Source organism: Pseudomonas syringae group sp. 243L2 (genome assembly GCF_032587875.1).
GTDB lineage: Bacteria > Pseudomonadota > Gammaproteobacteria > Pseudomonadales > Pseudomonadaceae > Aquipseudomonas > Aquipseudomonas amygdali.
This window is the reverse complement of sequence record NZ_JAWHPL010000020.1, coordinates 52,257-77,607: the sequence shown is the minus strand read 5'-3', so window position 1 is coordinate 77,607 and position 25,351 is coordinate 52,257. Positions and strand designations below refer to the sequence as shown.

Sequence of the window (25,351 nt, the reverse complement as noted above, 5' to 3'; positions counted from 1 at the left end):
TCGTCGACGCTGCCTTGCCAGAAAACGTCAGCACCCAGCGGTGCCCATAACGGATGTGTTTCGGCGTCTTCCGACAGCGGGCGAGCAGTGGGGATTGCCGAGTCAGCGAAACGGCCGTCGTCGGCAACATGGCCCTTGTCGATGTCCGCCACCGCCTCGGCGATACGGTTCACCGGCAGAGTGTCCGGTTCGGCCATGGTGATGCAGTAGCTGGCCAGATCCAGCGCTTTCATCCACAGCGCACGGCTTGGGGCGCTGGAGCGCATATGCGCACAAACTCGCCATGTCCATTGCTGCGGGGCAAAGGCGATGTGCAATTGGTGACGTCGCGGGTAGAGCAGGAAGGGCTTGCCATCACTGGCGCCGCTTCGCTGGTCACTGCCGATCTGCGCGTCCGTCCAGACAATGCGGCTCAGATGGCCGTTGTTTGCTGAGGCGACATATTCATGCAGCGTCCCGGCTGTTTCGTCGAACACATAGAGGTAGCCGTCGTACAGCTGGCGCAAAGTGTAGCTGCGTGTTTTCAGTGTCGGCATCAGCGTCCATTTGCCCTGTTTCGGCAATGGTTTCAGCTTCTCGGGCGCGGCGTCGTAGCGGGAGCGATCCAGTGCGTAGCGCACCGGCACGATGGCGACGTTCGGTCCTCTGAAAGGACAAAGGCTGGTGGCCGTCGCCGGAGTCTTGGGGAACAGTGCGGCGCGTCGTTGCTGGTGCGTGCCGTGCTTATCGGTCATGTGGGAAACTCTCTGCGCAGAAACGGGCAATTTCGCCCGCTGTATGCAGAAGTACATTCCAAGATGCATGCCGAAAATTTTTTTATCTATTTAAAACAAATAGATAGCGTTTAAAGGTTTAAAAAAAGCTCAATGGCCAGACAAAAAACGCGAAATAGTGCGCAGGCTTTTGCGCATGTATGCGCAAGCTCGTTTAGGTGCTGGAGGGCTTTGTGTATGGGGCGTGACCAGTTTCAGCGTTAATGTGATGCGCAAGAATTTGCACATCACTGTTTTATGCCAGGAGCGTGAAGTCAGCCGGGCAGGGCAATTTCCACCTGAATGCTTTTGCGCGCCTTGAAAGGGGTGAGCAGTGACTCGTCATCCACCGGGTTGGTGATCAGCGTCCAGGGCTGGCGCAACGGTGTCCAGTGCTGCTGACGCGCGCGGCCCAGCTTGGTAACGTCGGCCAGTACGAAAACCTGTGCAGCCCGCGCCAGCATGTTTTCCTTGAGGTACGCCTGCTCGGCGCTGGCCTCGCACAGGCCCAGTTCAGCCACCACGCCGTCGGCACTGATGAACAGTTTGTCGGCGCTCAGGTGCTCCAGCGCTGCCTGCGCCGCCACGCCATAAGTCGACATGCTCGATGCCCGCAGTGTGCCGCCCAGCACGGTAATGCGCCCATCGGGTATCAACGCCAGATCGCTGAGTGCCAACAGGTTGTTGGTGATTACATGAAGCCCGCGTCGCTGGTTGAGAATGTGCGCCAGCGCGCTGGTGCTAGTGCCGCCTTCAAGAAACAGTGTGTCGTGATCGTTGATATGCGTCAACGCGGCACGGGCGATGTCCATTTTTTCCTGGCTGTGCTGGCGGCTGCGCTCTTCCAGCGAGGCTTCCGGTTCGCGCTGGCCGACATGCGCCGCGCCGCCATAGGTGCGCAGGATCAAGCCGTCTTCGGCCAGGGCTGTGAGGTCGCGGCGTACAGTGGCTTCCGAGACGCCGAGTTGGGCGCACAGCTCGTCCACGTTGGATTTGCCGGAAAGAACCAGTTCGAGTATCGCTTGACGACGGTTGGCGACTTTCATTACAGCCCTTGTGTTAAAGCCTGGAAACGGGATGCAACCTTACAACGACGCACCGCCGCACACCACAAGGCTTTGCCCGGTAATTGCACCCGCGTCGGGGCCAAGCAGAAACGCCGCCAGACCGGCGATTTCATCCGGTTGCACAAAACGGCCGATGGGCGGTTTTCGCGGTGGCGTGCCACTGCGTCCGGGGGCCTGCAACATGGGCGTTTCGGTGGCACCGGGGGCGATCAGGTTGACGGTGATGCCGCGTGGCGCCAGTTCGATGGCCCAGGAACGAACCATGCCTTGCAGCGCCGCTTTGCTGGCAGCGTACTGACTGCGTCCGGCGGCACCCTGCATGGTCCGGCTGCCGATCATCAGAATCCGCGAACCGGCGCGCAGCCGCGGGTACAGCGCGTTGACCATGTGACTGGCAGCGGCGACATGCAGATGCCACATGGCCTGGCCATCGGCATCGTTCAGCTCGCCCAACGGCGCGGTGCGCATGAAGCCTGCCGCATGGATCAGCGCATCGATGTGCGGCGTCTGTTGCAGCGCCTTGTCCAGCGCGGCGAAGTCATTGAGGTCGCACTCGCGCCAGGTGAAGTTCGGGTGTTGCAGGTCCGGCGCACGACGGCTCAGACCGGTGACCTGCAGGCCCTGTTCCAGCAGGCGCGTGACAATGGCTTTGCCGATGCCGGAGCTGGCACCGGTGACGAGTACGGACTGAATCGGTTCGGGCATGACATGGGTTCCGCAAAGGCGTCGATCAGCAACAGGCCAATCGACGCGGGTGGGTCAGCGGATCGCGTTCAGCGGCAGGTGGACATGCTTGATCTTCTGCCGGAAGTAGGTGAACGCGACGTGCAGGCTGCCATCGGCGGCCTGAATGATGCTGGGGTAGGAGAACTCACGATTGAGCTTTTCCTGCGAGTTGTTGGTCAGGCAGAAGCCGTCACCCAGCTCCAGGTCCAGCCGGGTCGGCCAGCTGTGCCCGCCGTCGCGGGAGATCGCCAGGCTCATCGGTGCGCGGGGGATGCCCCACACCGCTGCCTTGCCGTCCTGACGTGCGCCCGGTGTGACGCGGTCGTCGCCCTCATCCTCGATTTCGTCGTACAGCGAGGCCCGGCGCTGGGCGTGGCCTTCGGCACTGACCGGGTTGTAGACCAGGGCCAGTTCGTCGGTCGCCAGCTTCACGAACTGGATCGACGAGTTGTTGTTAGGCAGTTCGGTCGGCGTCGGGGCGCTCCAGGAGCGGCCACGGTCGGTTGAGCGGCTGCTGTAGATGAAGTCCGCCCAGCGGCTGCGGAACAGGCCGAGCAGGCTGCCATCCGGCAATTGATGAACATTCATGTGCACGCTGCCAGTGCTGTCCGGCACATCGTGGCGCGTCCAGCTGTGGCCTTGATCGGTGGAGATCATCACCGCGCTGACATCATGGTTGCCGACCCACTTTTCGCCGGGCCCGGTGATGCAGTACCAGACCGGTAGCAACCAGTCGCCGTTATCCAGCACCACTGGCGGCTGGCGCACAAAGGTGCCGGGCTCGTCGAACAGGGTATCAATCGGCCCCCAGCTTTGGCCGTTATCCAGTGACAGACGACGGCGGATGATGGCGGTCTCCTGATTGCCGGAAATCTGTGCTGTCCAGATCAGCCACAACGGGCCACCGGGTGCCTGGAACAGAATCGGGTTCTGTTCCGAGCGGGACGAATCTTCGGACATTTTCTGCGGCTCGCTCCAGACGCCGGTGGCCGGGTCGCGGCGCGACAGCAGCACGAAGATGTCGGCCATGCCCTCCTGAGTACCGGCGAACCAGGTACACAGCAGCGTGCCGTCGGCCAGCTCGTGCAGGTTCGCGGCATGGTTCTGCGCGTAAGGCGTTGGCAGGAATGCGTCCTGGCGGGTATCAGCGGTTGGCATGAGGAACCTCGGTTTGAGCAGGTTTGGACGACGCGGACTGCGGCAGCAGGCGCTCGATGGCAATGACGATAGCCGGTGTCACCAGCGCGATATACATGTTGTCGATGCCGTAGGGGTTGTCCAGCAGATACCAGACGCTGGTGGTGATGGCTGAAGCGATCAACCCCAGGGTAGCGCCTCGGCCCGAACCGAAGAACGGCAGGTAGATCGCGATCATGGCGACCACGGCAATCGAAAGGCGCAGGGCACGGGTAAAGAACGACAGGTTAAGGATCTCGGGCACGAAGAATACGAAGAACAGCGGCACGAAACCGATCACCAGTGCAATCAGGCGCGTGGTCTTGAACTCCTGATCCACCGACGGTTTGCGCCACGGTACGTAGAAGTCACGGACCACCAGCGAGGCGATGGCCAGCGCCACGGTGCTGACGCTGACGAAAATCGAGGCAACCAGCGAGATGGTCACCACGCCTGCCAATACCGGGCTCATCGATTGCAGGAAGATCGGCAGGGCGTACAGGCTGCTCATTTCCGGGTGCAGGTATTTGGAGGCGACACCGATGAAGCCAAGCGCCAGGGCAATCGGGATGCACAGCAGCGAGGCGTAGAAGGTCGAGCGGCGTGCCGCGTTCTGATTCTGGGTCGAGGAGATGGCCTGAATGATGAACTGCGTGGAGAAAATCGCGCCGACCGTGCCGATGATCCAGGCCATGATTTTCGAGCCGCCGATGGCCCCGTCCCACGTGAAGTAATGCTCGGGCATGTTCTGCACCACAGGGCTGAAGCCACCGGTCATTTTCAACGCCACGCCCAGTACGATCAATACACCAATGTATTTCACCCCGGTGTGCAGGATGCTCATGTAGGCCACGCTTTTCAGACCGCCAAACACGTAGTACAGCGTGCTGATGATCGCCGTGATGAACGCCGCGGTGGTCAGGTTGATCTTCAGGACCGTGGCAATGGCTGCCGCGCCGCTGACGTAGTTGCCGACGTTCACCAGCAACAGCGCGTAGATCATGATGATCGAGACCGCGAGCTTGGTGGAGGTGCCGTACTTTTTGGCGATGAAGCCGGAAATGGTGAACTCACCGGAGCTGTACAGTTTGCGCGCCATCAACAGGCCGAACAGCGGGAAGCCGATGGCCGCGGCGATCACCGACCAGGAGGCGGCGAAACCACTCTCGAAAGCGGCCTGTGCCGTACCGACCGTAGACTTGGCACCGATGAACTCGGACATCATCAGCACGCCGACGACGAAGGCGGGCATGGTGCGCGAGGCGACCATGTATTGCTCGCTGGTCTTGCTGCGCAGGCGCATGCTCATCCAGGTGGTTATGACGATATAGACGACCACCATGCCGATGATGATCGAGGTGTCTTGCGCGTTGAAGGTATCCATCAGTCTCGCTCCATTGTTGTTGTTCTGGCGCGTTATGGGGTGCCGCTGGGGATCGTTGGGTCAGTACCGGTAACGACCTCAGACGGCGATGGAATTGCGGGTGTCGCGTTTACGGGTTGCCAGTTCCACGGCCTGACGCATCGCTTCGATAAGGCTGCGTTCGTCGGCAATGCCTTTGCCGGCAATGTCGAAAGCGGTGCCGTGGTCCACCGAGGTACGAATGACCGGCAGGCCGATGGTTACGTTGACGCCGGCTTCCAGGCCCATGACCTTGACCGGGCCGTGGCCCTGGTCGTGGTACATCGCAACCACCGCATCGAAGTCGCCGCGTCCGGCCCGGAAAAACAGCGTGTCGGCGGGCAGCGGGCCTTCCACGCGCCAGCCGCGGGCGTGCAGTTCATCAATTGCGGGCTGAATCTTTGTGGCTTCCTCGCCATAACCGAACAGGCCGTTTTCCCCGGCATGCGGGTTGATGCCGCACACCGCGATCAACGGATTTTCGATACCGGCGCGAATCAGTGTTTCCCGGGCACGCTCAATGGTGCGCTTGACCAGCCCCGGCTCGATCCGCGCAATGGCGTCGATGATGCCGATGTGCGTCGTGACGTGAATGACGCGCAAGGTCGGGGTCATCAACATCATCGAGACTTCTTCGATGCCCAGCAGGTGCGCGAGCATTTCGGTGTGGCCGGGGAAGATATGCCCCCCTGCGTGCAGCGCTTCCTTGTTCAGGGGGGCGGTGCATATGGCGTCCAGCTCTCCGGCCTGAGTCAGTTGCACGGTGCGCTCGATGTAGCGGAAGGCTGCATTGCCGGCCACCGCTGACAGTTTGCCGTAGGGCAGGTCAGCGGGTATCAGGCCCAGATCGATGCAGTCCACCGTGCCCTGGGTGAAACGGGCTTCTGCAGGGCTGGCGATGCTGTTGACGCGCAACTGGCTGCCGACGATGCGGTTGGCATCTTCCAGGCGTTGGGCATCGCCGATCACCAGCGGACGGCAGGTGGCGTACACCGAGGCGTGGGTGAGCATTTTCATGATGATTTCCGGTCCCACACCGGCGGCGTCGCCCATGGTGATACCAATGACGGGACGTTCAGACAGACGCTCAGACATAGGAAGCTTCCTCGTTGAAAGGGGTGCCGGTCGCAGCCGGTGCGTGGAACATTTGCCAGGCGGTGAGCAAGGTGTCGGGGTTGCCGAACCCCCCGGCTTTGGTCACGACATTGAACGTGTGCTTGCCCAGTCGGGCCTCGGCCAGAACCACGCCGGTGGCCAGTTCGCCAAACAGCGTCAAGCGTTTGATACCTGCAGCAATCAGGATCGCCCTGGCGGTTTCGCCACCGGTGGCTACCACTGAGCCGGCATGGGGCAGGGCGGGGGCCAGCCACTGCGCCAGCGCGTTGCTCAATGTGGCCGCCTGCGCCGGGTCGCGTTGTTGTTGATCGAGGCGTACCAACACATCTCGCCCGGCAGCCAGGTGTTGTTGGAGTTGCAGGTACGCTGCGGCGCGCTCGGCGTGCGCATCTTCATTGAGTAACGTTGCCGGTTGCAGTGTCAGGCACAGTGGCTTGCTGGCCTGTGCGAGCCGGTCGGCCTGGGTCTGGGAATGCCGGGACATGCTGCCCACCACGGTCAGCACCGGTGAACGTGGCTCGACCTTGATCGGCAAGGCTTCGGCCAGCTCGAAGGCGTGCGGTAGATGGCGAGCCAGCCCGGCCGAGCCGACCCAGAACAGTTCGTCATGCCAGGCCACCGATGCCTGGGCCAGTTGCAGCAGGTCACTGTCCAGTTCTGCATCGCAGACCAGCACCTGCACACCCTGTTCAAGTGCGTTGCGCAAAGTGGTTTTGAGCCGTGAAGAATCACGTAGGGTGTCCAGGCCGAGCCACTGGGTACGCAGGCCCTGCGCGACAAACAGATCCAGCAGGTTGCCGGTGCCGTGCAGGTTCTCGTTGCGCCAGACATCGCTCTGATCGACCGGCACACCGTCAATCAATTGCACACCCTGAACGGTCGTGCGTTTCATGGCCGGGAACGCCGGAGCGACCAGCGCCATGCCGCGCAGGCCTTGCAAGGCATCGACCTCACTGGCGACGTTGCCGCGCAGTGTGGAGTCGATTTTCTTGTACAGCGCCATACCGATTCGGGACTGCTGTTGCAGGGCTGCGCGGTTCTGTTCGGCGGCCTGTTGCGGGTCAAGGCGACGTGAGTCGGCATCAATGGCGATCACCCCCGACAAGTCTTTGGCATTGCCGGTCAGGACCACATGAGTGTCGATCCGTGAAGCAAAGTCCGCTGCGCAATCGGCTGCCCCCGACAGGTCGTCAGCAATGATCAGCAGGCCCGGAAATTCGGCGCGGCTCATGGCAGCAGGCACCGATACAGTTGCTGGATGTCATCCAGGCTGAGGACTTTGGGGTTGTTGGTCATCAGGCGTGTGACCTTGGAAGCCGCTACCGCCATGTCCGCCAGATGCTCTTCGGCAACCCCGAATTCACGCAGGTTCTGTGGGATGTTCAGCACCTGGGTCCATTGGCGAATCTGTCCGATCAGCTTGTGGGCAGCGGTCTCGTTACTGTCGTCCTGCTGCGCCACGCCGCAGACCAGTGCCGCACGCTTGAGGCGTTCGGCGCAGCTGTCCAGGTTGAAAGCCATCACGTGGGGCAACAGCATGGCATTGGCCACGCCGTGGGTGACGTGAAACTTGCCACCCAGCGGGTAAGCCAGTGCATGCACCGCTGCGGTTCCGGCGGCGGTCAGCGCCAGGCCCCCATACATCGAGCCCAGCAGCATGTCGCCACGTGCGCGAACCGATTCCGGTTGTTGCCAGGCTTCGACAATGCTGCCTGCAATCAGGCGCATCGACTCCAGCGCAAACGCATCGCTGATCGGGTTGGCCTTGGTGGAGATGAAGGACTCCAGCGAGTGGGTGAAGGCATCCATCCCGGTCGCGGCGGTGATCGGGCGCGGCAGGCTGAGGGTCAGCAGCGGGTCGAGAATGACCAGCGTCGGCAGCAGATGACGGCTGACGACGCCTATCTTCAGTTCTTCATCGGGCAGAGTGACGATGGCATTGGGCGTCACTTCCGACCCCGTACCGGACGTGGTCGGGACCAGCACCATAGGCTTGCCGGGGTGAGTCACCTTGTCGATGCCCAGCAGGTCTCTGAGCGGTGTGTCGTTGGTCAGCATGACGGCGAACAGCTTGGCGGCATCCAGCACGCTGCCCCCGCCAATCGCGATCAGGGCGTCCGGGGCGTGCGGCGCGACATCTTCGCGGAATACCCGCTCGATATTTTCCAGCGTCGGTTCTATTTCGACGTTATCAAGCATGTGCACACGGATATTCTGCGCACTGAGTTGCTCGGTGACGCGCTGGGTAACCCCCAGGTTATGCATGGCGTTCTGAGTAACCAGAATTACGCTTTTGACCGGCACATCGAGCAGCGGCAGTTTTTCGCTCAGCAGGTCGAGGCTGCCGGGGCCGTGGAGCACATGTTTCACAGTCTGGAAGTGGTAGGTAGCAGACATCGCGATTACCTCAGGCTTGGCGGTAGACGGCCAGCAGCTTCTGGAGTTTTTCCAGTGCGGCGGCATCGAGCGGCTGCACGGGCGCACGGCACGGGCCGACCGGGACATTGAGCAGTCGCGTTGCGGTTTTCAGCACCACCGGCATGGTGCCCAGCGCGAAGGCATCGCGCAGCGGGCGCAGGGCCTCCTGCGCGGCACGGGCCGCTTCATGGTTGCCTGACTGGAAGTTGTTCCAGATCGACATGACCACCTCCGGCACGGCGTTGGCGGTTGCAGCAATAGCGCCGTCACCGCCAGCCAGCAGGTTCCAGTAGATCAGCGAGTCGGTTCCGGCGAACACCGCAAAGTCGTCGCTGCGGTACTGCATCATCTGCACCAGTGCGTCGAAATTGCCGGCGCTGTCCTTGATGCCCTTGATCTGCGGATGCTGGCTGAGGGTTGCCACGGCACCGATGCCGATCGACATGCCGGTCTTGGCCGGGATGTTGTACATCATCAGCGGCAGCTCGGAAGCGTCGGCGACGGCGGTGTAGTGCTTGATCAGCTCGGACTGGCTGATGGCGTTGAAGTACGGCGTGATGATCGACAGGGCATCTGCGCCCACATCAATCATCTTTTTGTTCATTTCAATCACTTCATGCGTAGCGAACGCGCCGGTACCGACCACAACCGGCACACGTCCTGCCGCGGCTTCGACAGTGATTCGAGCGATTTTGAGTTTTTCCGATTCGGAAAGGGTAAAGAATTCGCCATTGGTGCCCAGTACGAAAAGCCCGTGAACGCCTGCATTCAGGAGGTTTTCGATCAGATTACGCAGGGCCTGCTCGTCGAGTTGCTGATCAGCAGTGAAGGGTGTGACCAGAGCTGGAATGATGCCGCGAAATTGCATGGCCAGGTTCTCGTTTTATTTTTAGTAAAACGATAATGATTGAATCAATCATTTCTGGCAAGCGTTTTGATCGTTTTTTTCATGTTTTGGTAGGGTTTCTGCCTGAAAGTGACAGGTTCAATCAAAAAGCCAGGCACATGGCCTGGCTCAAGAGAACGGTGTAGTTAAGTTCAGGCGGTCGCCGCAACCTTGCCTGTCGATTGACGACTGACTCGAAAGGCCACCAGGCTGCCGACGATGGTCAGCGCGGCCAGCGAGTACAGCGCCAGAGTGGTCGAGCCGGTCTGGTCCTTGATCCAGCCCACCAGATACGGGCTGAGGAAACCTGCCATCTGGCCGATCGAGTTGATCAGCGCCAGCCCGCCCGCTGCAACGCTGGCGCTGAGCAGTGCGGTTGGCAAGGGCCAGAACATTGGCAGGCTGGTGAGGGCACCCATGGTCGCGATGGTCAGGCCGAGAATGGCGATGATGGGCACTGTCGCGAAGTTGGCGGCGATGATCAGGCCCGTGGCGCCCATCAGCATCGGCACCACCAAATGCCAACGACGCTCATTGCGCAGGTCGGCGGAGCGGCCGACCAGCAGCATGAACACGCCTGCCATCAGGTAAGGCACGGCGCTGATCCAGCCGATCACCAAGGCATCGCTGAAACCGAGATTCTTGATGATTGACGGCAGCCAGAAGTTGATTGCGTAGACGCCGCTCTGAATGCAGAAATAGATAAAGCCCAGAATCCATATGAACGGCATGCTCAGTACCGAAGCCACCGAGCTTTTACCCTGCACCGGACGGCTCAGTTCATCGTTGGTGATATCGGTCTTGACCCGCTGACGCTGTTCGGGCGTCAGCCAGCGTGCGTCCTCGACCTTGTCACACAGCAGAACGAACGCCAGCACACCGAGCGCCACGGTCGGCAGGCCTTGAATCAGGAACATCCACTGCCAGCCCGCCATGCCGCCCTGACCCGCGGCGAAGTGGTTGAGGATCCAGCCGGAAAACGGACCGCCCAACAGCCCGGAGACCGGAATGGCCGACATGAACAGTGCCATGATCCGCCCACGCCTCTGGTTTGGGTACCAGCGCGAGAGGTACAGCACAATGCCGGGGAAGAAACCGGCTTCTGCCATGCCGGTCAGAAAGCGCAGTACGTAGAACTCGACCGGCGTGGTGACGAACAGCAGGCAGGTCGAGAAGATGCCCCAGGTAATCATCATCAGGCCGATCCAGCGGCGCGGCCCGAAGCGGTTCAGCGCCAGATTGCTGGGCAAGCCGCACAGCACGTAGCCAATGAAGAAGATACCGGCACCGAGGCCATAGACAGTCTCGCTGAAACTCAGGGCGTCGAGCATCTGCAGCTTGGCGAAGCCGACATTCACGCGGTCCAGGTAATTGAACAGGTAGCAGATGAAGATAAACGGGATAAGGCGCAGGGTGATACGACGGTAGACATGATTGCGGTCAGCGTCGCCCGCCTCGTGGGTCGAGGTAGCGGTCATGGCGTGTGTTCCTCTGTGCTTGTTGTTTTTATGCAGCTATGGAGCTGTCAGGTGCACTGCCGATCATAGGGTGGTGCCCATGAAAACGCTTTGGGGTTTTGCACGGCTGTGGAGGGCGTGCGTTGTGTGATTGCACAACGCAGGGCTCTGCGCAGGCCTGCATCAGGTGGCTGCGCATCCTCTTGGCGAAACTGCTCAAGACCGGACGCAGAGCTCACTACCGCTATCGTGCGACGCTCGGCGTCGGCATGCTTTTCAGGACGCTCTGCGTCCTCATACGCAATAGGTGAAATACGCTACTCAATCGCCTCATACGGCAAACCCACATAATTTTCTGCAATGGTCCTGCGCCCGGCTTGCGAGCCGACGTAGTAGTCCAGTTCGGTTTGCTGGATGCGCTGGCTGAACGCATCGGTATCGGGGAAGTTGTGCAGCACCGAGGTCATCCACCAGGAAAAACGCTCGGCCTTCCACACGCGGCGCAGGCAGATTTGCGAATACTTTTCCAGCAGGTCGGTGCGGCCCTCGCGGTAAACCTTGAGCAGAATCCGGTACAGCGTGCTGACATCGCTGGCCGCCAGGTTCAGTCCCTTGGCGCCGGTAGGCGGGACAATGTGCGCAGCATCGCCGAGCAGGAACAGACGGCCATACTGCATGGGCTCCACCACGAAGCTGCGCAGCGGCGCGATGCTTTTCTCGATGGACGGACCGGTCACCAGGCGGTCTGCCAGATGCTCGGGCAGACGGGCTTTGAGTTCGGTCCAGAAGCGATCATCCGACCAGTCTTCGACCTTCTCTTCGGCACTGACCTGCACGTAATAGCGGGTACGGATGGCCGAGCGCATGCTGCATAGGGCAAAGCCACGCGGGTGATTGGCGTAGACCAACTCCTCATTGACCGGCGGCGTGTCGGCCAGCACGCCGAGCCAGCCAAACGGGTAAACGCGCTCGAAGATTTTCAGCGTTTCAGAAGGAATCGATTGCCGCGATACACCATGGAAACCGTCGCAGCCGGCAATGTAGTCGCAGTCCAGGCGCACGGTTTCGCCGTCTTTCACGAACGTCACATAGGGACTGTCGGTTTTTGGATCGTGTATGTTCACGTCAGACGCGTCATAGACAGTCATCGCACCTGCTGCTGCGCGCGCGGCCATCAAGTCGCGGGTGACTTCAGTCTGGCCGTAAACCATCACGGTTCTGCCACCGGTCAGGGTTTTCAGGTCGATGCGCTCACAGCGCCCGTCGAAGGCCAGCTCGAAACCGTCATGAATCAAGCCCTCGGCGTCCATTCGTTCGCTGACGCCTGCTTCACGCAACAGGTCGGTCATGCCTTGCTCAAGCACGCCGGCGCGGATGCGCGAGAGGATGTAATCGGGGTCCTTGCGCTCGACAATCACGTTGTCGATGCCGACACGCTGCAGCAGTTGGCCCAGCAGCAGCCCTGAAGGGCCTGAACCGATAATGGCAACCTGGGTTTTCATGGCGATGGTCCTGTTTTTGATCCCTGCCAAGTGTCATCAGCGGGATATGATTGTTTTTGTCTCCTGCATTTTTAATGGATGCCATCGAGATAAGAAGGCAATATTCGACGCATTATCTGGACTTTTCGAGGGTCAGGACGGGAGAAGAACACATGGCCAGACCTGCCACTGCAACGATACCGGTGTTCAAGCTTTACGGGGAAACCGCGGCCTGGCCGACCCCGGACCTGATCCATTGCGAGTCGATCCCCGAGCGCAGCAAGATGCACGAATGGGAGATCAAGCCGCATCGCCATGGAGATCTGGTGCAGTTGCTGTATGTGCAGTCCGGCAGGGCGATGCTCAAGGTCGAGGATGTGGTCACCGAGGTCGAGACACCTTCGCTGCAGGTGGTTCCGGCGTTAAGCGTGCACACCTTCAGGTTTGCCGAAGATATTCAGGGGCACATTCTCAGTCTGGCCAAACCCTTGGTGGAGCAGCTTGAGACGGCACTCGACAGCTCGGCAATGCGCACGACACGGTGTTACGAGCTAGGGGCGGACAGCCATTACGTTGATACGCTGTTCAGCGCCATCGCCCGCGAGTACCGGCAGCCCAGGGCTGGTCGCGATCTGATGCTGCATTCATTGATCAACGTGCTGGTGGTCTGGCTCAGTCGGCGCAGCAGCGAGCATGCTGGCGAAGAAATTCACGCCATGGACCGCGGCCGTGAGCATTTGCAGGTGTTCATGCATCAGTTGGAGGCGAGTTTTCGCGAGCACTGGTCCATTCACCAGCATGCGCAGGCCATGGGCATCAGCGCCGCGCATTTGAATTCGCTGTGTCGGCGCCTGTGCAACCAGTCGGCCTTGCAGATCATCAGCCAGCGGCTGTTGCTGGAGGCCAGGCGCAACCTGATCTACACCACCATGACCATCAATCAGGTGTCCGACAGCCTCGGGTTTTCCGAACCCGCTTATTTTTCGCGCTTCTTCAAACGCGCCACCGGGCAGTCGCCCAAAGCGTTTCGTCAGCAGAAATAGAAACGGGGCGCTCAAGGGCGCCCCGTTTGCCTGCCGGTTATTGCCGTGAGATCAGGCCACGACCTGATAACACGGCACGTAGGCCGCGCCACCGGGCAACTTCATCCGGTGCTGATCGACAAACGCCTGCAGCAGCTTGTCCAGCGGCCCCATGATCGAAGGATCGCCTTGAATCTGATAAGGACCGTGCTCTTCGATCAGGCGAATGCCCTTGTCCTTGACGTTGCCCGCCACAATCCCGGAAAACGCCCGGCGCAGGTTGGCGGCCAGCTCGTGAGTGGGCACGTCGTGGTTCAGTTGCAGTTTCGACATGTTCTCGTGAGTCGGGTCGAAAGGGTGCTGGAAGCTTTCCTCGATCTTCAGCAGCCAGTTGAAGTGAAATGCGTCATTCCGCTCGCGGCGGAACTGCTTCACTTCTTTCAGGCCCTGAGTCATCTGCCGGGCGACGTCTGCCGGGTTGTCGATGATGATCTGGTAATGACGCTGCGCTTCTTCACCCAGCGTGGCACCGACGAACGCGTGCAACTGTTGCAGGTACGGCTCGGTATTTTTCGGACCGGTCAGGATTACCGGGAACGGTACGTCCTTGTTGTCCGGGTGCATCAGAATGCCAAGCAGATAGAGGAATTCTTCAGCCGTGCCTGCGCCACCGGGGAAGATGATGATGCCGTGGCCAACGCGCACGAAGGCTTCGAGACGTTTTTCGATGTCCGGCAGGATCACCAGCTCGTTGACGATCGGGTTGGGTGCTTCGGCCGCAATGATGCCCGGCTCGGTCAGGCCCAGGTAGCGACCGCCGACAATGCGTTGCTTGGCGTGGGCAATAGTCGCGCCCTTCATCGGGCCTTTCATTACGCCAGGGCCGCAGCCGGTGCAGATATCCAGGCTGCGCAGGCCCAGTTCATGGCCGACTTTCTTGGTGTATTTGTATTCTTCAGTGTTGATCGAGTGACCACCCCAGCACACCACCATCTTCGGCTCTACGCCAGCGCGTAGCGTGCGGGCATTGCGCAGCAGGTGGAACACGTAATCGGTGATGCCCTGAGAATTGCTCAGGTCGATGCGCTGGCTGTCCAGTTCGCTTTCGGTGTAAACGATGTCACGCAGGGCGCTGAACAGCATCTCGCGGGTGCTGGCGATCATTTCACCATCGACAAACGCATCGGCCGGAGCGTTGAGCAGCTCCAGGCGCACACCGCGATCCTGCTGATGAATTCGTACTTCAAAGCTTTCGTACGCCTCAAGAATGGTCTTGGCGTTATCGACGTGGGCGCCAGTATTGAGAATGGCCAGGGCGCACTGGCGAAACAGGGTGTAGGTGCTGCCTGAACCGGCCGCGCTGAGTTGTTGCACTTCACGCTGGGACAGGGTTTCAAGGCTGCCTTTCGGGCTTACGGTGGCGTTAATCACTTGTCTTGGGATCATTCTATTTTCCATTAGAGCGATGCAGTCGAGCATCAGGATGGTGAACATTGAGAACATTCACCCCTGTGGAGCCTTTTCTACAGCACTTGGCCGGGAAAGCAAACGCCGGACCGCAGACGTCCCCTGTTTGAGCCTTTGTGCGCCATCGCAGGATTGAATCGGCAAGCGAATTCTTTTGAAAGCAGGCACTTGCCCGGCATGACCGTGCGGCTGAATTTTGACGCGTACAACGGGCAATAGTGAACCTGACCCCGTTAACGGAGTCTGTTAGCTGATGGACTTTCTGGACGGCCTGCACGAAAGGGATCATCAGGTGCTTTTAAGCGCGCCTGATAGGCAGACATTCCGTCCGGGCAGGAGTTGCAAAACCTTTGATCGCCTGCCGCTCCCATCCTTAGCCGGCCCGTTAAACGAGGCTTTATTTTCATTTCAGATAAAGATAATTATCGCCATGTCTCGTCATTTCTCCGCACTTCTTTCCCGAGCCCCTGGCCTGTTCGCTGTTTCGCGTCGCTTGCTCGGCGCAGGCCTGTTTGGCGCTGCATTGACCGTTGTCGTTCCTGGCAACGCGCAGGCCGCAGGCAGCGATCGCTGGGTCAGCGACAGCCTCACCACCTACGTACGCAGCGGACCAACCGATGATCATCGGATTGTGGGGACGCTGAAATCCGGGCAGAAGGTCGAGCTGCTCAGCTCTTCGGGCAAGTTCAGCCAGGTGCGCGGCGAAGGCGGTTCCACGGTGTGGATCCCCAGCACTGACCTGCAGGAGGTGCCTGGTCAGGCCGAGCGTGTGCCGCAACTGACCCAGCAGGTCAGCGAACTGACCGATCAACTGGCAGGCATCGACAATACCTGGAAGACCCGTGTGCAAGGCATGCAAGAGACTCTTGATGCGCGCAAGAAACTGGTCGACGAACTGGAAGCCCGCACCAAGACCCTTAACGATCAACTGGCTGATTCTCAGGCCGAATTGCGTGCCACTCAGGCGCGGCTCGGCGACGAGAACAAGCAGGTGATGATGCGCTACATGGTCTATGGCGGCAGCATTGCCGGTGCAGGCCTGCTGGTGGGCCTGATCCTTCCGGCGTTGACCAAGGGTCGCAAGAAGAACGATGGCTGGGTGTAAACCTGCCCGAAACACCTGTTCATGCTGGCGCCGCGCGCTGGCATGAACGAAAGGTGATGAGCCTCCGCTAAAACTCCCTTCCTGCTCCTGCAATTACGATCCAGCTCGCAAAATGTCTGCATGCCTGCCGCCCGGACAATGCGCGAAGTTGATGTTCGTTCTACAGTTTCTGCCCGTATGGTCGAAAAACTGAGTGTTGCCCTGAACCGCGTGGCTTGTTGTGGGGACGGCGGTAACGGCGAACTGTGTTATAGCATGTTGCCATCAGTTATTATGTGCGTCCTGAAAAATGGGCTGCCGAGTCGGGTCTGAGTGGTTTTCAGGCCGTGGGTCTCATATTTTCACCCTCTCCTGTGCAGGAATCCGGATGCTGGCGTACAACCAAAAAAGCTTTCTTATCGTTGATGACTTCTCTGACTTTCGCAGTTCAGTGCGGTCGATGCTGCGTGAACTGGGCGTCAAGGAAGTGGATACCGCCGACACCGGCGAGCAGGCGCTGCGCATGTGCTCGCAAAAGCGTTATGACTTCGTATTGCATGACTTCAATCTGGGTGATGGCCGCAAGAATGGCCAGCAGGTGCTGGAAGACTTGATGGTCGAGCGGCTGCTGAGCTACGAAAGCGTGTTCATTATGGTCACCGCCGAAAACAGTCAGGCGATGGTCATGAGTGCGCTTGAGTGGGAGCCGGACGGTTACCTGACCAAGCCGTTCAACCGTGCCGGGCTGGCCCAGCGCCTGGAAAAGCTGGTGCAGCGCAAGACCTTGCTCAAGCCGATTCTGCAGGCCCTCGACCGGCGCAAACCGGCCGAGGTACTGGCCGCGTGCAACAAGCTGATCGAGCAGGACCCGCGTTATGCGCCGTTGTGCTTGCGCTACAAGGCGGATGCCTTGCGTGATTTGAAGCAGAACGAGCCACTGGAAGCTTTTCTCAAGACCATTCTGGCTGATCGTGCCACGCCGTGGGCCTACGGCGCGTTGGGCAGTCTGCTGCTGAAACGCGGCAAGACTGCCGAAGCGCAGGCCGTCTACGAACAGGCAATCAAGGCGTTTCCGGCCATGCCGGCGCTGTTCGACGGCCTGGCTGATGTGCTGGTGGCGCTTGGCGATGCCAAGCGGGCGCAAACGGTGCTGGAAAGCGCTGTGCGCCTGTCGCCTCTGGCAGTCCGTCGACAGAAGCTGCTGGGCAAGCTGGCGCTGGGCAACGAGGATTTTGAAAGTGCCTCCAAAGCCTATCGCCAGGCGGTTTCCCAAGGCCAGCATTCGCGCTTCAAGGACCCGGAAACCAACCTGGGTCTGGCACATGCTCTGATCAGCAAGGGCGGCGAGCAGGGGTTGGATGCGCGCACGCGTGTCGAGATCAACAACGCCCTTGTCGACGTTGCCAAGGAACATACCGACGACGAAGGTCTGCAAGTGCGCACCCGTCTGATGAAGGCTGCCAGCCTGCAGCACTCGGACCCGGAAACCGCAGCCAAGCTCACCGAACAGGCGATGGCCAGGCTCGATGGCATGGAGCAGGTGCTCAGCGCCGATGCCGCCCTGATGGTGGCTGCGCAGCTCAAGAAGCTGGGGCAGGAAGAAGCGGGCGCCAGTGTTCTGAAGAGCTGTGCTGAAGCCTATGGCGATGATCCGGCGGTGATGAAAAGCGTCGCCAGCATGACCGACGATCCCGCGATTCTGGGCGCCAGCAAGGCTGCAATCGATTTCAACCTGCAAGGCGTGCGCAGTTACAAGGCCGGCAACCTTACCGAGGCGCAGGCGTTTTTCCGCAGCGCGCTGGGCTTGCAGCCGAAGAACATCAGTATTGTGCTGAACATGGTTCAGTCGCTGCTTCATCCGGGGCAGAACCTCGGGCAGGCCGGCATTGACGAATGCCGTGCCAGCCTGACCGTGCTGGGCAAGATTCCGGAAAGCGATCCGCGTTATGAGCGTTACCAGAAACTCAGGGAGAGGGCGTTTGGCGCATGAGTGAAGAGACAGAGCAGGGCCTCGACTTTTCCATGGTGATCGCCTCCACCGTGCACGACATGAAAAACTCGCTGGCGACCCTGACACAGGCGCACAGCGAGTGGCTGGCGAAGCTTTCCGGTCAGCAGCGTGACATGCCGGAACATGGGGTCATCGACTATGAGTTCGCCAACCTCAACGGCATGCTCGTGCAACTGCTGGGCCTATACAAACTCGGTGTCAATCAACTGCCGTTGCGTCCGGATTACCACGAACTGGACGATTTCATCGAAGCGCAGCTGGCGCACCATCAGGACGTGCTGGCCAGCCGCGGTATCGCCGCGCGCTATGAAATCGATGACATGAGCCCCTTGGGCTTTTTTGACCGTGAACTGGTGGGCTCGGTGGTCGGCAATATCATCGTCAATGCAATCGGTTTTGCCCGCGAGCAGATCGTGATCAGCATCGGTGAAGAAGGCGGTCAGTTGAAGATCACCCTCAATGACGACGGTCCCGGTTACCCGGCGTATCTGATCGAACGTCAAACCGAATACGTGCAGGGCATCAATCAGGGCAGTGGCAGTACCGGCCTGGGCTTGTACTTTGCTGCGCACATTGCCCGGCTGCATGTGCGCAACGGCATGCGCGGGCGAATCGAAATCGCCAACGGCGGCGTGCTGGGCGGGGCAATGTTCAGCATTTATCTGCCCTGAAACCCGAACTGCAATTGCTGCGAAATATGAGACAGCCGCGCACCAGCATTATATTGACGCGGTGCCGCGCACTTGCGTTATCCCGTTGTCGATAAGCCTGTCATGTTTTTGACTTTCGTGTCCTCAATGCCTGCCTTTTGCCCCTGTCCAGCCCGGTAACAGGGGCTTCCCCGTGTGCTCAATGGCTTGGTTCGATTATTGCTAACGTCCTGTCAGGCGCAGGCTTTGGTCGGCGCGCGTTTTAATCCAATAGCAGGCTGTCCGGGAGCATCGATATGGAAGACAAAGTACTTAAGCTGATCGAAGAAGCGATGGAAGCAGGCGAAGGCACCTTGAGCAAAGAACAAAGTCTGGATTGGGACTCCATTGCGGTCCTGACCTTCATGTCGCTTGCGAATGAACGGCTGGATAAGAACCTGTCGGCCAACCGTCTCAACGCTTGCAAGAGTGTGGATGACGTCATCGGTCTCGTTACAGAGTCATAAGCGATCAGGGGTTTTCCAGGCGGTGCCGGTCAGCCCTGAAGAGGAACGTTGGGTGGTGAGTAATCCGTTTTCATTAAGCGGCAAATTGATCATGGTCACAGGTGCCTCTTCCGGCATCGGCAGCCAGGTTGCGATATGGCTGAGCCAGCAGGGCGCCCGGGTGGTACTGGTTGCCAGGAACACCGAACGGCTTGAAGCAACAAGGCGCCAGCTTCACGGTGAGAGTCACGGGGTCGAGCCTTTTGACTTGCTTGACGGGCATGCAGTCCCGGCCTGGATGAAAACCCTGGCCAGCACCTACGGGCCTTTCGACGGGCTGGTGCATGCTGCCGGTGTACAGATGCCGCTGCCGATTCGAGCCTTGGCAATCGAGCAATGGGAAACGGTATTTGCCACCAACGTGACCTCTGGCTTTTCGCTGATAAAGTCATTCAGGCAGAAAGGCGTCTTCGTTCAAGGGGCTAGTATTGTTCTGCTTTCATCGGTGATGGCTCAGGCCGCCCAGCCTTCCCTGATGGCCTACTGCGCCAGTAAAGGCGCAGTGGAATCGATGGTCCGCGCTGCGGCACTTGAACTGGCCAGAGACGGAATAAGGGTCAATGCCATTGCGCCGGGCATAGTGCGAACCGAAATGACCCGCAAGCTTGAAGAACTGGTCGGTATCGATTCCATGGCCGTGGTTGAGCAGAAGCACCCGCTGGGGTTTGGTGAGCCGCTGGACATAGCCTATGCGGTCAATTACCTGTTGTCTCCGGCGGCTCGCTGGGTGACCGGAACAGCGATGGTTGTGGATGGAGGATACCTGGCGCAATGAATGCCAATAGATTGCTCATCGTAGGTGCCGGCGCTTTCGGCCGTGAAGTGCACGCTTGGCTGACGGATTGGGTGGAGAACAATCCGGGATGGCTCATCGCCGGATTCATCAATGACGGCCCGGGCTCGACCGAGCGCTTCGACCATTATCCGCCTGTCGTTTCGACGGTGGACGGCTACCAGCCAAAGCCCGAAGAGTATCTGGTCTGCGCGATTGGCGACCCGAGCGGCAAGCGCCTGGTCGTGGAAAAACTCCTTGCCAGGGGCGCGCAATTTTTCACCCTCATTCACCCCTCGGTCATCATTGGCGAAAATGTTTCCATTGGCCAGGGTGCGGTGATCTGTCCTTCAACGGTGCTCACGGTCGATCTTCGTATCGGCGCATTTGTAACCCTCAATATTGGCTGTCTGGTGGGGCATGACGCAGACATCGGCGACTTCTCCACCTTGAGCGGGCATTGCGATATCACTGGCGGTGTCGTGCTGGAGGAGGGTGTTTTCATGGGGACGCATGCCAGCGTCCTGCCAAAGGTAAGGATCGGCAAACAGGCTGTGGTCGGAGCGGGTAGCGTTGCAATACGCAATGTCGCCGCTGGCACTACAGTATTCGGTGTACCTGCCACACGCATATCGGGGTAACGCTCATGGGCGCTCATGCCAGGATCGTGAACATAGAATATGAACTGCCTGCTCATTCGCTGGACAATGAAACACTGGCGCGCGAATTTCCCGAATGGGATGTCGAGAAAATCTTCTCGAAGACCGGTATTGGCGAGCGGCGCATCATCGACAAGGACGAAACTGCGTCCGACCTTGCGTACCGCGCCTGCGAGAAGTTGTTTCTCAACGGAGATATTCAGCGCAGCGAAGTAGACGCATTGATTTACTGCACGCAAAGCCCGGATTATGTATTGCCCGCCACCGCCTGCATTCTGCAGCACCGCTTGCAACTTCCCACCCACTGCGCCGCCTTCGATTTCAATCAGGGCTGTTCAGGCTACATTTACGGGCTTGGCATCGCCAAAGGGTTGATCGAGTCAGGGCAATGCCGGAACGTATTGCTGGTGACGGCGGAAACCTACAGTCGCTACATTCATCCGCAGGACAAGAGTGTTCGTACCCTGTTCGGTGACGCCGCGGCTGTGACCCTGCTCAGCGCGACTGAGGGCGGGCCTTTCCTGGAACGTTTTCGTTATGGCAGTGACGGCTCCGGGGCGGAAAACCTGATGGTCCCGATTGGCGGTGCGCGAAGACCCTCGGCGGAAAACCTTCAGCCTGCCGAGTATCAGGATGACGGTGGCAGTGTGCGTACCGATGCACACCTGTACATGAATGGCCCGGCGATTTTCGAGTTTTCCATGACCCGCGTACCGCAGTTGTTCGCATCGTTGTTCGATGACGAACTGGGTGTGGCCGATGTCGATCTGTTCGTGTTTCATCAGGCCAACCACTTCATGCTGGATGCCCTGCGTCGGCGTTTGAAGTTGCCGGTCGAGAAGTTCGTTTCTGCCTTCCAGCACTGTGGCAATACGGTGTCGTGCACCATTCCCATTGCGCTGAAGGAATCCTTGAACCGCGGTACGCTGAAACCGGGCGACCGGGTTGCTGCGGTCGGGTTCGGGGTGGGCTATTCGTGGGGGGCGTGCGTCATACGCTGGTAAACATCATCGCTCTGCGTCACCGCCCGGACGCAGAGCTTGTTGTTGGTTTTAATCCTTTCTGATCAGCCCTTCAGCCAGGCATCGCGCCAGGCTTGCAAGTGATCGGCCTCAAGCATCCAGTTATCAATGACAGCCTGTCTCAAGGCGTCGCCCTTGCGTGCGCACTCATCCAACTGATCAATGTGTTGCTCGATGGCACTGACCCAGGCATTCGTCTCGTTTTCCACCCGAGTGACGGGCAGGTCTTCAGGCACGCTGAGCACATCACTGCAAATGACTGGAAAACCGCAGGCACCGAACTCCAGCAGGGCCACCGGGCTTTTGCTCGTATTGATCAGGTTGGATTCTGCAGGCGCCAACACCAGATCCAGGTTCAGACTGGCCAGCGTCCCAGGGAACAAAGTGCCCTCCACGGGCGAACGCAGTTCATGAATATAAGGGCGTAGCCAGCGCGTGCAGGGTCCCATGATGACCCACTCCACACGGTCTGCCAGTGCCTTGATGACTTCTGACAGAATCAGCAGGTCGCCCGTTTCTGCCGCCGTGCCTACCCAACCTACACGAGGTCTGGGGCGAGTCTGGCGCTGGCTTTGCAGATTGCGCCATGGCTCAGGCGCAAGTCGGGTTTCAATCACCTGAACGTTGGGATGTGAGCCCTCCAGCAGCTCCGCCAGTGCTGTTGTGGGGACTGTGATCAGATCTGCCCGCGCCAGCCCGTGGCGCAGGGAAGCCTGCACTGTTGCGAGTGGCACAGCGCTCTTGTCGATTTCAGCGTACGCCGGGTAGTGCGGCAGGTCGTAGGCCACCCAGGCATTGGTGTGGTCCTTGATCGCGTTGATGCTGGCAATCAGGCTTTCGTTTACTGGCCCCTGGATAACCACCGTATCCGGGCTGAGTCTGGCAGTTTCCACGAATGGAAGCGGCGCATGGCTGATGATGCCGTCTGTCTCGCGCTCGGCGCTCAGGCTTTGCAGCGCGGCGCTGATGCGATTGCCGGCAGCCGCATGATTGCAGGGCAGAGCAAGGACCACCGGCAGTGGACGGTGGGTCAATGGCCGCCAGCTCAACTGCGGGTTGCTCTGGGCGACGAAACTGTCAGTCAGCGTCAGATTCTTGTTGTATGCAGGGTCCCAGGCCATGTAGTGCAGCCAGCGGTGGTAGAGCGCGCGCGTCGCGAAGTCCAGTGCTTCAGCGTCGCTCTGTGCGTCGTCCGGGCGCAGCGCGACGATGGCGTGCGGTGTCCAGACGACCAGATGCCCAGTGCTGCGCGCCTTCAGGCACAGGTCCACATCATTGAAGTGCAGGGGGAACAAGTGTTCGTCCAGGCCTTGCACCTCTTCATGCACGGACTTGCGAATCATCAGGCAGGAGCCGCTGACAGCGCTGTAGTTCTGATCTGTTTCCAGACGTTGCGCATCGCTCGCAGATCCTGCGATGTCGCTGGCAGTGACGGTGGCCGCGGTGCCATTGAGGCCCATGATGATGCCGGCCTGCACGACATTACCATCCGTCGAAATGAGTTTCGCGCCGACAACGCCTACTTCAGGGCGCAGTGCGTGGTTGAGCAGGTGGTTGAGCCAGTCCTGCTGGATGATCAGGGCGTGGCTGTCGAGCATCACAAGATAGTCGCCCAGCGCGTGTTCGGCTGCAGAGTTGAGCAGCGCCGACGGGCTCAGTGCCTGTTCGTGGCGAACGATGCGAATCCGTTCCGACTGCATCGAATCGATGGTCGCCAGCCATTGCGTGGTCTGCGCCGACTGGCTGTTGTTGTCGCAAATCAGAATTTCATAGTGCGGATATGTCGTGTTTTCCAGAATGCTCTCTACGCAGGGCAGCAGCGTTTCGAGCTGATCCTGCGAGGTGACGAGAATGGAGACCAGAGGCTGTTCGGCATGGCCGTAATCGATCCGGTAAAGTCCCGATTCCAGCGCATGCACCTTACTGCCTGGGTAGCCACGCACGTGCAGATGCCGTTGCACGGTGCGCGCCTGATCGTAGTTCTCCTGCGCCTGCCATAAGGGCGAGATGATCATCGGCTCGCAAGAGTGCGCAAATTCGGTATAGCCCGAACCCTCAATCATGCGCAGGATCAGGTCGAGTTCAATGGCCTGCGCGTGGACTGGGTCGAAGCCGCCCACTTCCAGAGCTTTTTCACGATTGAACAGCCAATTGCGGCTGGTTGCCGCCGGGCAGGTCAGCAGGTAATCCAGGCTGAAGTCCGGGCGAAAGGCCAGATGAGCACCTGCCTGCGCATGCAGGGTCACTTCGTCGCCGAACACTGCGCAGGCTTCGGGCGTTTCGATCATTTTCATGACAGCGCACAGCAGGCCGCTCGAGGTGAACGTCGTGCCGGCGTCAACCAGGATCCACCACGCTTGGTCGTTTTCCTGCATCAACGCGTTGATGACCGTTGCACGGTTTTCCATGCTGGCATCCCGCCAGGGCAGTTGCGCTTGCAGCGGCGTCTGCTGTTCCCGGTCGTAGTCGGCAAGGACAAACACCTTGAGCTTGTCGAGCAGCGGCGCATCGGACGCCAGGCTTTGCAGCGTGCTCAGCACGCTCTCGGGCTGCTGATTGAAGTCCGACACGACAATCGCAACCGCAGGGCCGCCGTTGTGTTGTTGCAGGTACTCTTCAAGCAACACATGCTGGGCTGGCGTAGGTCGACGCTGAGCCAGCCAGCCGGCGACACGGGTATTCCGAACAGTGGCTTCGGGCCTTCTGTCGAAGTAGGCCAGCAGGTCCATTTCCTGAATATTGTCGCGTTGTGACAGCGGAGCAACCTTGACCTTGCCATTGAACTCGTCAGGCCTTACCCAGCCCAGCTCTGTGGGAATGCGCCTGAAGTTGGCGTGACCTTCGCGAGGCAGGGTCGGGTCTTTTCTGAATGCCTCGCTGCTCTGCTGATCCGACACCCGGAAATAGGAAAGGGGACGGGCGAGCATCGCCAGGTTTCCATGACGCAAGAGCTTTACGTACATGGCCAAATCACCCAGCCCCCAGATCAGCACCTGTTGCAGAGACATGATGTCCTGCCCGAATACCAGCAGGTCTTCGCGACGACACATGACTGCACTGGGCTCGCCGACGAAGTTGATCGGGTGACTGGCCAGAAAGGACACCAGCTCGGGACCGTTCAGAACGACGTTTTTGCCGAATGGGTAGGCCGTGTAGAGGTTGTCTGCCAGCAGAGCGCCGTTGGCGTCGATCCTCTTTCTGGTCGCTGACACGACTTTGATGTCCGGGCTGTCGTGCATGACATCGAACATCAGGCGCACGCAGTCCGGGAGAAGGATGTCATCGTCGTAGAGAAACTTGATGTACTCACCCTGCGCACGCGCTATGGCGTGTGCGATGTTGTGAGGTTCGCCCAGCGGCGTTGCATTTTTGAAATAGTGAATGGGCCAGCGGCTGTTCGGGCTGAGCTTTTCGACAATAGCCTTGATGCCATCGTCACGGCAGTCGTCGGTGATGATGATCTCGATGTCGTCGTGGTTCTGGCGCAGCGCGCTGGCAAGCGCTGCTTCGAAGAAAGCCGGTTTGTAAGCGGGGATGACAATACTGACCAGGCGTGAAGAACTCATCGCAATACCACTTTTGAAAAAGTTTTAAAAACCAACCGGGCAACGCAGTCGGCGTCCATGATCTGCAGTTGT

The 25,351-nt window shown here is 59.6% G+C and carries 21 protein-coding genes; 8 read left to right on the top strand and 13 right to left on the bottom strand.

Features of this window, described 5'->3' with window-relative positions:
• From RYB66_RS13065 to pobA, 11 genes are all read right to left on the bottom strand, one after another.
• On the bottom strand, nt 1-734 hold a 734-nt coding region (locus tag RYB66_RS13065; protein WP_316894565.1), incomplete at its 3' end, for a toxin VasX.
• A gap of 293 nt (nt 735-1,027) precedes the next feature.
• Complete coding sequence (locus RYB66_RS13060) at nt 1,028-1,798, bottom strand: DeoR/GlpR family DNA-binding transcription regulator (protein ID WP_316894562.1); 771 nt, start codon at nt 1,796-1,798, stop codon at nt 1,028-1,030.
• 39 nt (nt 1,799-1,837) lie between these two features.
• A complete protein-coding gene (locus tag RYB66_RS13055) occupies nt 1,838-2,524 on the bottom strand; it encodes an SDR family NAD(P)-dependent oxidoreductase (RefSeq protein WP_005780377.1) in 687 nt (228 codons plus the stop codon).
• Between the two features lie 54 nt (nt 2,525-2,578).
• Nucleotides 2,579-3,703 carry a sialidase family protein gene (locus RYB66_RS13050; protein WP_005731524.1) on the bottom strand — a complete coding sequence of 375 codons (1,125 nt, stop codon included), beginning with the start codon at nt 3,701-3,703 and terminating at the stop codon, nt 2,579-2,581.
• A complete protein-coding gene (locus RYB66_RS13045; RefSeq protein WP_005744538.1) occupies nt 3,690-5,105 on the bottom strand; it encodes a sodium:solute symporter family protein in 1,416 nt (471 codons plus the stop codon). Before RYB66_RS13045 ends, RYB66_RS13050 begins: the two co-directional genes overlap by 14 nt.
• Nucleotides 5,106-5,183: 78 nt before the next feature.
• Entirely contained in the window at nt 5,184-6,218 is a 1,035-nt protein-coding gene (gene pdxA, locus RYB66_RS13040) for a 4-hydroxythreonine-4-phosphate dehydrogenase PdxA (RefSeq protein WP_005731526.1), read from the bottom strand.
• Nucleotides 6,211-7,470 (bottom strand): four-carbon acid sugar kinase family protein, encoded by a 1,260-nt coding sequence (locus RYB66_RS13035; RefSeq protein ID WP_316894559.1) that lies wholly within the window; start codon nt 7,468-7,470, stop codon nt 6,211-6,213. Before RYB66_RS13035 ends, pdxA begins: the two co-directional genes overlap by 8 nt.
• Nucleotides 7,467-8,636 (bottom strand): iron-containing alcohol dehydrogenase, encoded by a 1,170-nt coding sequence (locus RYB66_RS13030; RefSeq protein ID WP_044317776.1) that lies wholly within the window; start codon nt 8,634-8,636, stop codon nt 7,467-7,469. The genes RYB66_RS13035 and RYB66_RS13030 overlap by 4 nt, the downstream gene beginning before the upstream one ends.
• A gap of 10 nt (nt 8,637-8,646) precedes the next feature.
• Nucleotides 8,647-9,525: a 4-hydroxy-tetrahydrodipicolinate synthase gene (gene dapA / locus RYB66_RS13025; protein WP_316894557.1), complete on the bottom strand. Its 879-nt coding sequence runs from the start codon at nt 9,523-9,525 to the stop codon at nt 8,647-8,649.
• A gap of 170 nt (nt 9,526-9,695) precedes the next feature.
• Nucleotides 9,696-11,021: an MFS transporter gene (locus RYB66_RS13020; protein WP_316894555.1), complete on the bottom strand. Its 1,326-nt coding sequence runs from the start codon at nt 11,019-11,021 to the stop codon at nt 9,696-9,698.
• Nucleotides 11,022-11,317: 296 nt separating this feature from the next.
• Complete coding sequence (pobA, locus tag RYB66_RS13015) at nt 11,318-12,502, bottom strand: 4-hydroxybenzoate 3-monooxygenase (RefSeq protein ID WP_316894553.1); 1,185 nt, start codon at nt 12,500-12,502, stop codon at nt 11,318-11,320.
• A gap of 152 nt (nt 12,503-12,654) precedes the next feature.
• Here pobA and RYB66_RS13010 point away from each other — a divergent pair, with 152 nt between their 5' ends.
• Nucleotides 12,655-13,524, top strand: coding sequence for a helix-turn-helix domain-containing protein (locus RYB66_RS13010; RefSeq protein WP_005731535.1), 870 nt, complete (start codon nt 12,655-12,657; stop codon nt 13,522-13,524).
• 51 nt (nt 13,525-13,575) lie between these two features.
• Here the strand turns inward: RYB66_RS13010 and ppnN are convergent, their stop codons facing one another.
• Nucleotides 13,576-14,949, bottom strand: a complete 1,374-nt coding sequence (ppnN, locus tag RYB66_RS13005; protein ID WP_002554339.1) for a nucleotide 5'-monophosphate nucleosidase PpnN — start codon at nt 14,947-14,949, stop codon at nt 13,576-13,578.
• 451 nt (nt 14,950-15,400) lie between these two features.
• Between ppnN and RYB66_RS13000 the strand changes: the two genes are divergently transcribed.
• The 7 genes from RYB66_RS13000 (at nt 15,401) to RYB66_RS12970 (ending at nt 21,695) form a co-directional block, all read left to right on the top strand.
• Nucleotides 15,401-16,075, top strand: coding sequence for a TIGR04211 family SH3 domain-containing protein (locus RYB66_RS13000; protein WP_002554338.1), 675 nt, complete (start codon nt 15,401-15,403; stop codon nt 16,073-16,075).
• 367 nt (nt 16,076-16,442) lie between these two features.
• Nucleotides 16,443-18,044: a tetratricopeptide repeat-containing response regulator gene (locus RYB66_RS12995; protein WP_005744549.1), complete on the top strand. Its 1,602-nt coding sequence runs from the start codon at nt 16,443-16,445 to the stop codon at nt 18,042-18,044.
• Nucleotides 18,041-18,736, top strand: a complete 696-nt coding sequence (locus tag RYB66_RS12990) for a sensor histidine kinase (protein WP_316894550.1) — start codon at nt 18,041-18,043, stop codon at nt 18,734-18,736. The genes RYB66_RS12995 and RYB66_RS12990 overlap by 4 nt, the downstream gene beginning before the upstream one ends.
• A 275-nt stretch (nt 18,737-19,011) precedes the next feature.
• Nucleotides 19,012-19,221 (top strand): hypothetical protein, encoded by a 210-nt coding sequence (locus RYB66_RS12985; RefSeq protein ID WP_005780394.1) that lies wholly within the window; start codon nt 19,012-19,014, stop codon nt 19,219-19,221.
• A gap of 52 nt (nt 19,222-19,273) precedes the next feature.
• The gene (locus tag RYB66_RS12980; RefSeq protein ID WP_054995771.1) at nt 19,274-20,035 is read left to right on the top strand and encodes an SDR family NAD(P)-dependent oxidoreductase; all 762 of its coding nucleotides are present in this window, start codon (nt 19,274-19,276) and stop codon (nt 20,033-20,035) included.
• On the top strand, nt 20,032-20,673 hold the full coding sequence (vioB, locus tag RYB66_RS12975) for a dTDP-4-amino-4,6-dideoxy-D-glucose acetyltransferase VioB (protein ID WP_002554333.1): 642 nt from the start codon (nt 20,032-20,034) through the stop codon (nt 20,671-20,673). The genes RYB66_RS12980 and vioB overlap by 4 nt, the downstream gene beginning before the upstream one ends.
• A 5-nt stretch (nt 20,674-20,678) precedes the next feature.
• Complete coding sequence (locus tag RYB66_RS12970; protein WP_004658699.1) at nt 20,679-21,695, top strand: ketoacyl-ACP synthase III; 1,017 nt, start codon at nt 20,679-20,681, stop codon at nt 21,693-21,695.
• A 62-nt stretch (nt 21,696-21,757) separates the two neighbouring features.
• On the opposite strand, the gene RYB66_RS12965 is transcribed toward RYB66_RS12970, so the two are convergent.
• Complete coding sequence (locus RYB66_RS12965; protein ID WP_316894547.1) at nt 21,758-25,279, bottom strand: glycosyltransferase; 3,522 nt, start codon at nt 25,277-25,279, stop codon at nt 21,758-21,760.
• Between the last annotated feature and the right edge of the window lie 72 nt (nt 25,280-25,351).

Excerpts from the sequence above, each read along its gene's own strand:
- RYB66_RS13060 (WP_316894562.1), bottom strand. The coding sequence starts at position 1,798 with ATGAAAGTCGCCAACCGTCGTCAAGCGATACTCGAACTGGTTCTTTCC.
- RYB66_RS13055 (WP_005780377.1), bottom strand. The coding sequence starts at position 2,524 with ATGCCCGAACCGATTCAGTCCGTACTCGTCACCGGTGCCAGCTCCGGC.
- RYB66_RS13050 (WP_005731524.1), bottom strand. The coding sequence starts at position 3,703 with ATGCCAACCGCTGATACCCGCCAGGACGCATTCCTGCCAACGCCTTAC.
- RYB66_RS13045 (WP_005744538.1), bottom strand. The coding sequence starts at position 5,105 with ATGGATACCTTCAACGCGCAAGACACCTCGATCATCATCGGCATGGTG.
- pdxA (WP_005731526.1), bottom strand. The coding sequence starts at position 6,218 with ATGTCTGAGCGTCTGTCTGAACGTCCCGTCATTGGTATCACCATGGGC.
- RYB66_RS13035 (WP_316894559.1), bottom strand. The coding sequence starts at position 7,470 with ATGAGCCGCGCCGAATTTCCGGGCCTGCTGATCATTGCTGACGACCTG.
- RYB66_RS13030 (WP_044317776.1), bottom strand. The coding sequence starts at position 8,636 with ATGTCTGCTACCTACCACTTCCAGACTGTGAAACATGTGCTCCACGGC.
- dapA (WP_316894557.1), bottom strand. The coding sequence starts at position 9,525 with ATGCAATTTCGCGGCATCATTCCAGCTCTGGTCACACCCTTCACTGCT.
- RYB66_RS13020 (WP_316894555.1), bottom strand. The coding sequence starts at position 11,021 with ATGACCGCTACCTCGACCCACGAGGCGGGCGACGCTGACCGCAATCAT.
- pobA (WP_316894553.1), bottom strand. The coding sequence starts at position 12,502 with ATGAAAACCCAGGTTGCCATTATCGGTTCAGGCCCTTCAGGGCTGCTG.
- RYB66_RS13010 (WP_005731535.1), top strand. The coding sequence starts at position 12,655 with ATGGCCAGACCTGCCACTGCAACGATACCGGTGTTCAAGCTTTACGGG.
- ppnN (WP_002554339.1), bottom strand. The coding sequence starts at position 14,949 with ATGATCCCAAGACAAGTGATTAACGCCACCGTAAGCCCGAAAGGCAGC.
- RYB66_RS13000 (WP_002554338.1), top strand. The coding sequence starts at position 15,401 with ATGTCTCGTCATTTCTCCGCACTTCTTTCCCGAGCCCCTGGCCTGTTC.
- RYB66_RS12995 (WP_005744549.1), top strand. The coding sequence starts at position 16,443 with ATGCTGGCGTACAACCAAAAAAGCTTTCTTATCGTTGATGACTTCTCT.
- RYB66_RS12990 (WP_316894550.1), top strand. The coding sequence starts at position 18,041 with ATGAGTGAAGAGACAGAGCAGGGCCTCGACTTTTCCATGGTGATCGCC.
- RYB66_RS12985 (WP_005780394.1), top strand. The coding sequence starts at position 19,012 with ATGGAAGACAAAGTACTTAAGCTGATCGAAGAAGCGATGGAAGCAGGC.
- vioB (WP_002554333.1), top strand. The coding sequence starts at position 20,032 with ATGAATGCCAATAGATTGCTCATCGTAGGTGCCGGCGCTTTCGGCCGT.
- RYB66_RS12970 (WP_004658699.1), top strand. The coding sequence starts at position 20,679 with ATGGGCGCTCATGCCAGGATCGTGAACATAGAATATGAACTGCCTGCT.
- RYB66_RS12965 (WP_316894547.1), bottom strand. The coding sequence starts at position 25,279 with ATGAGTTCTTCACGCCTGGTCAGTATTGTCATCCCCGCTTACAAACCG.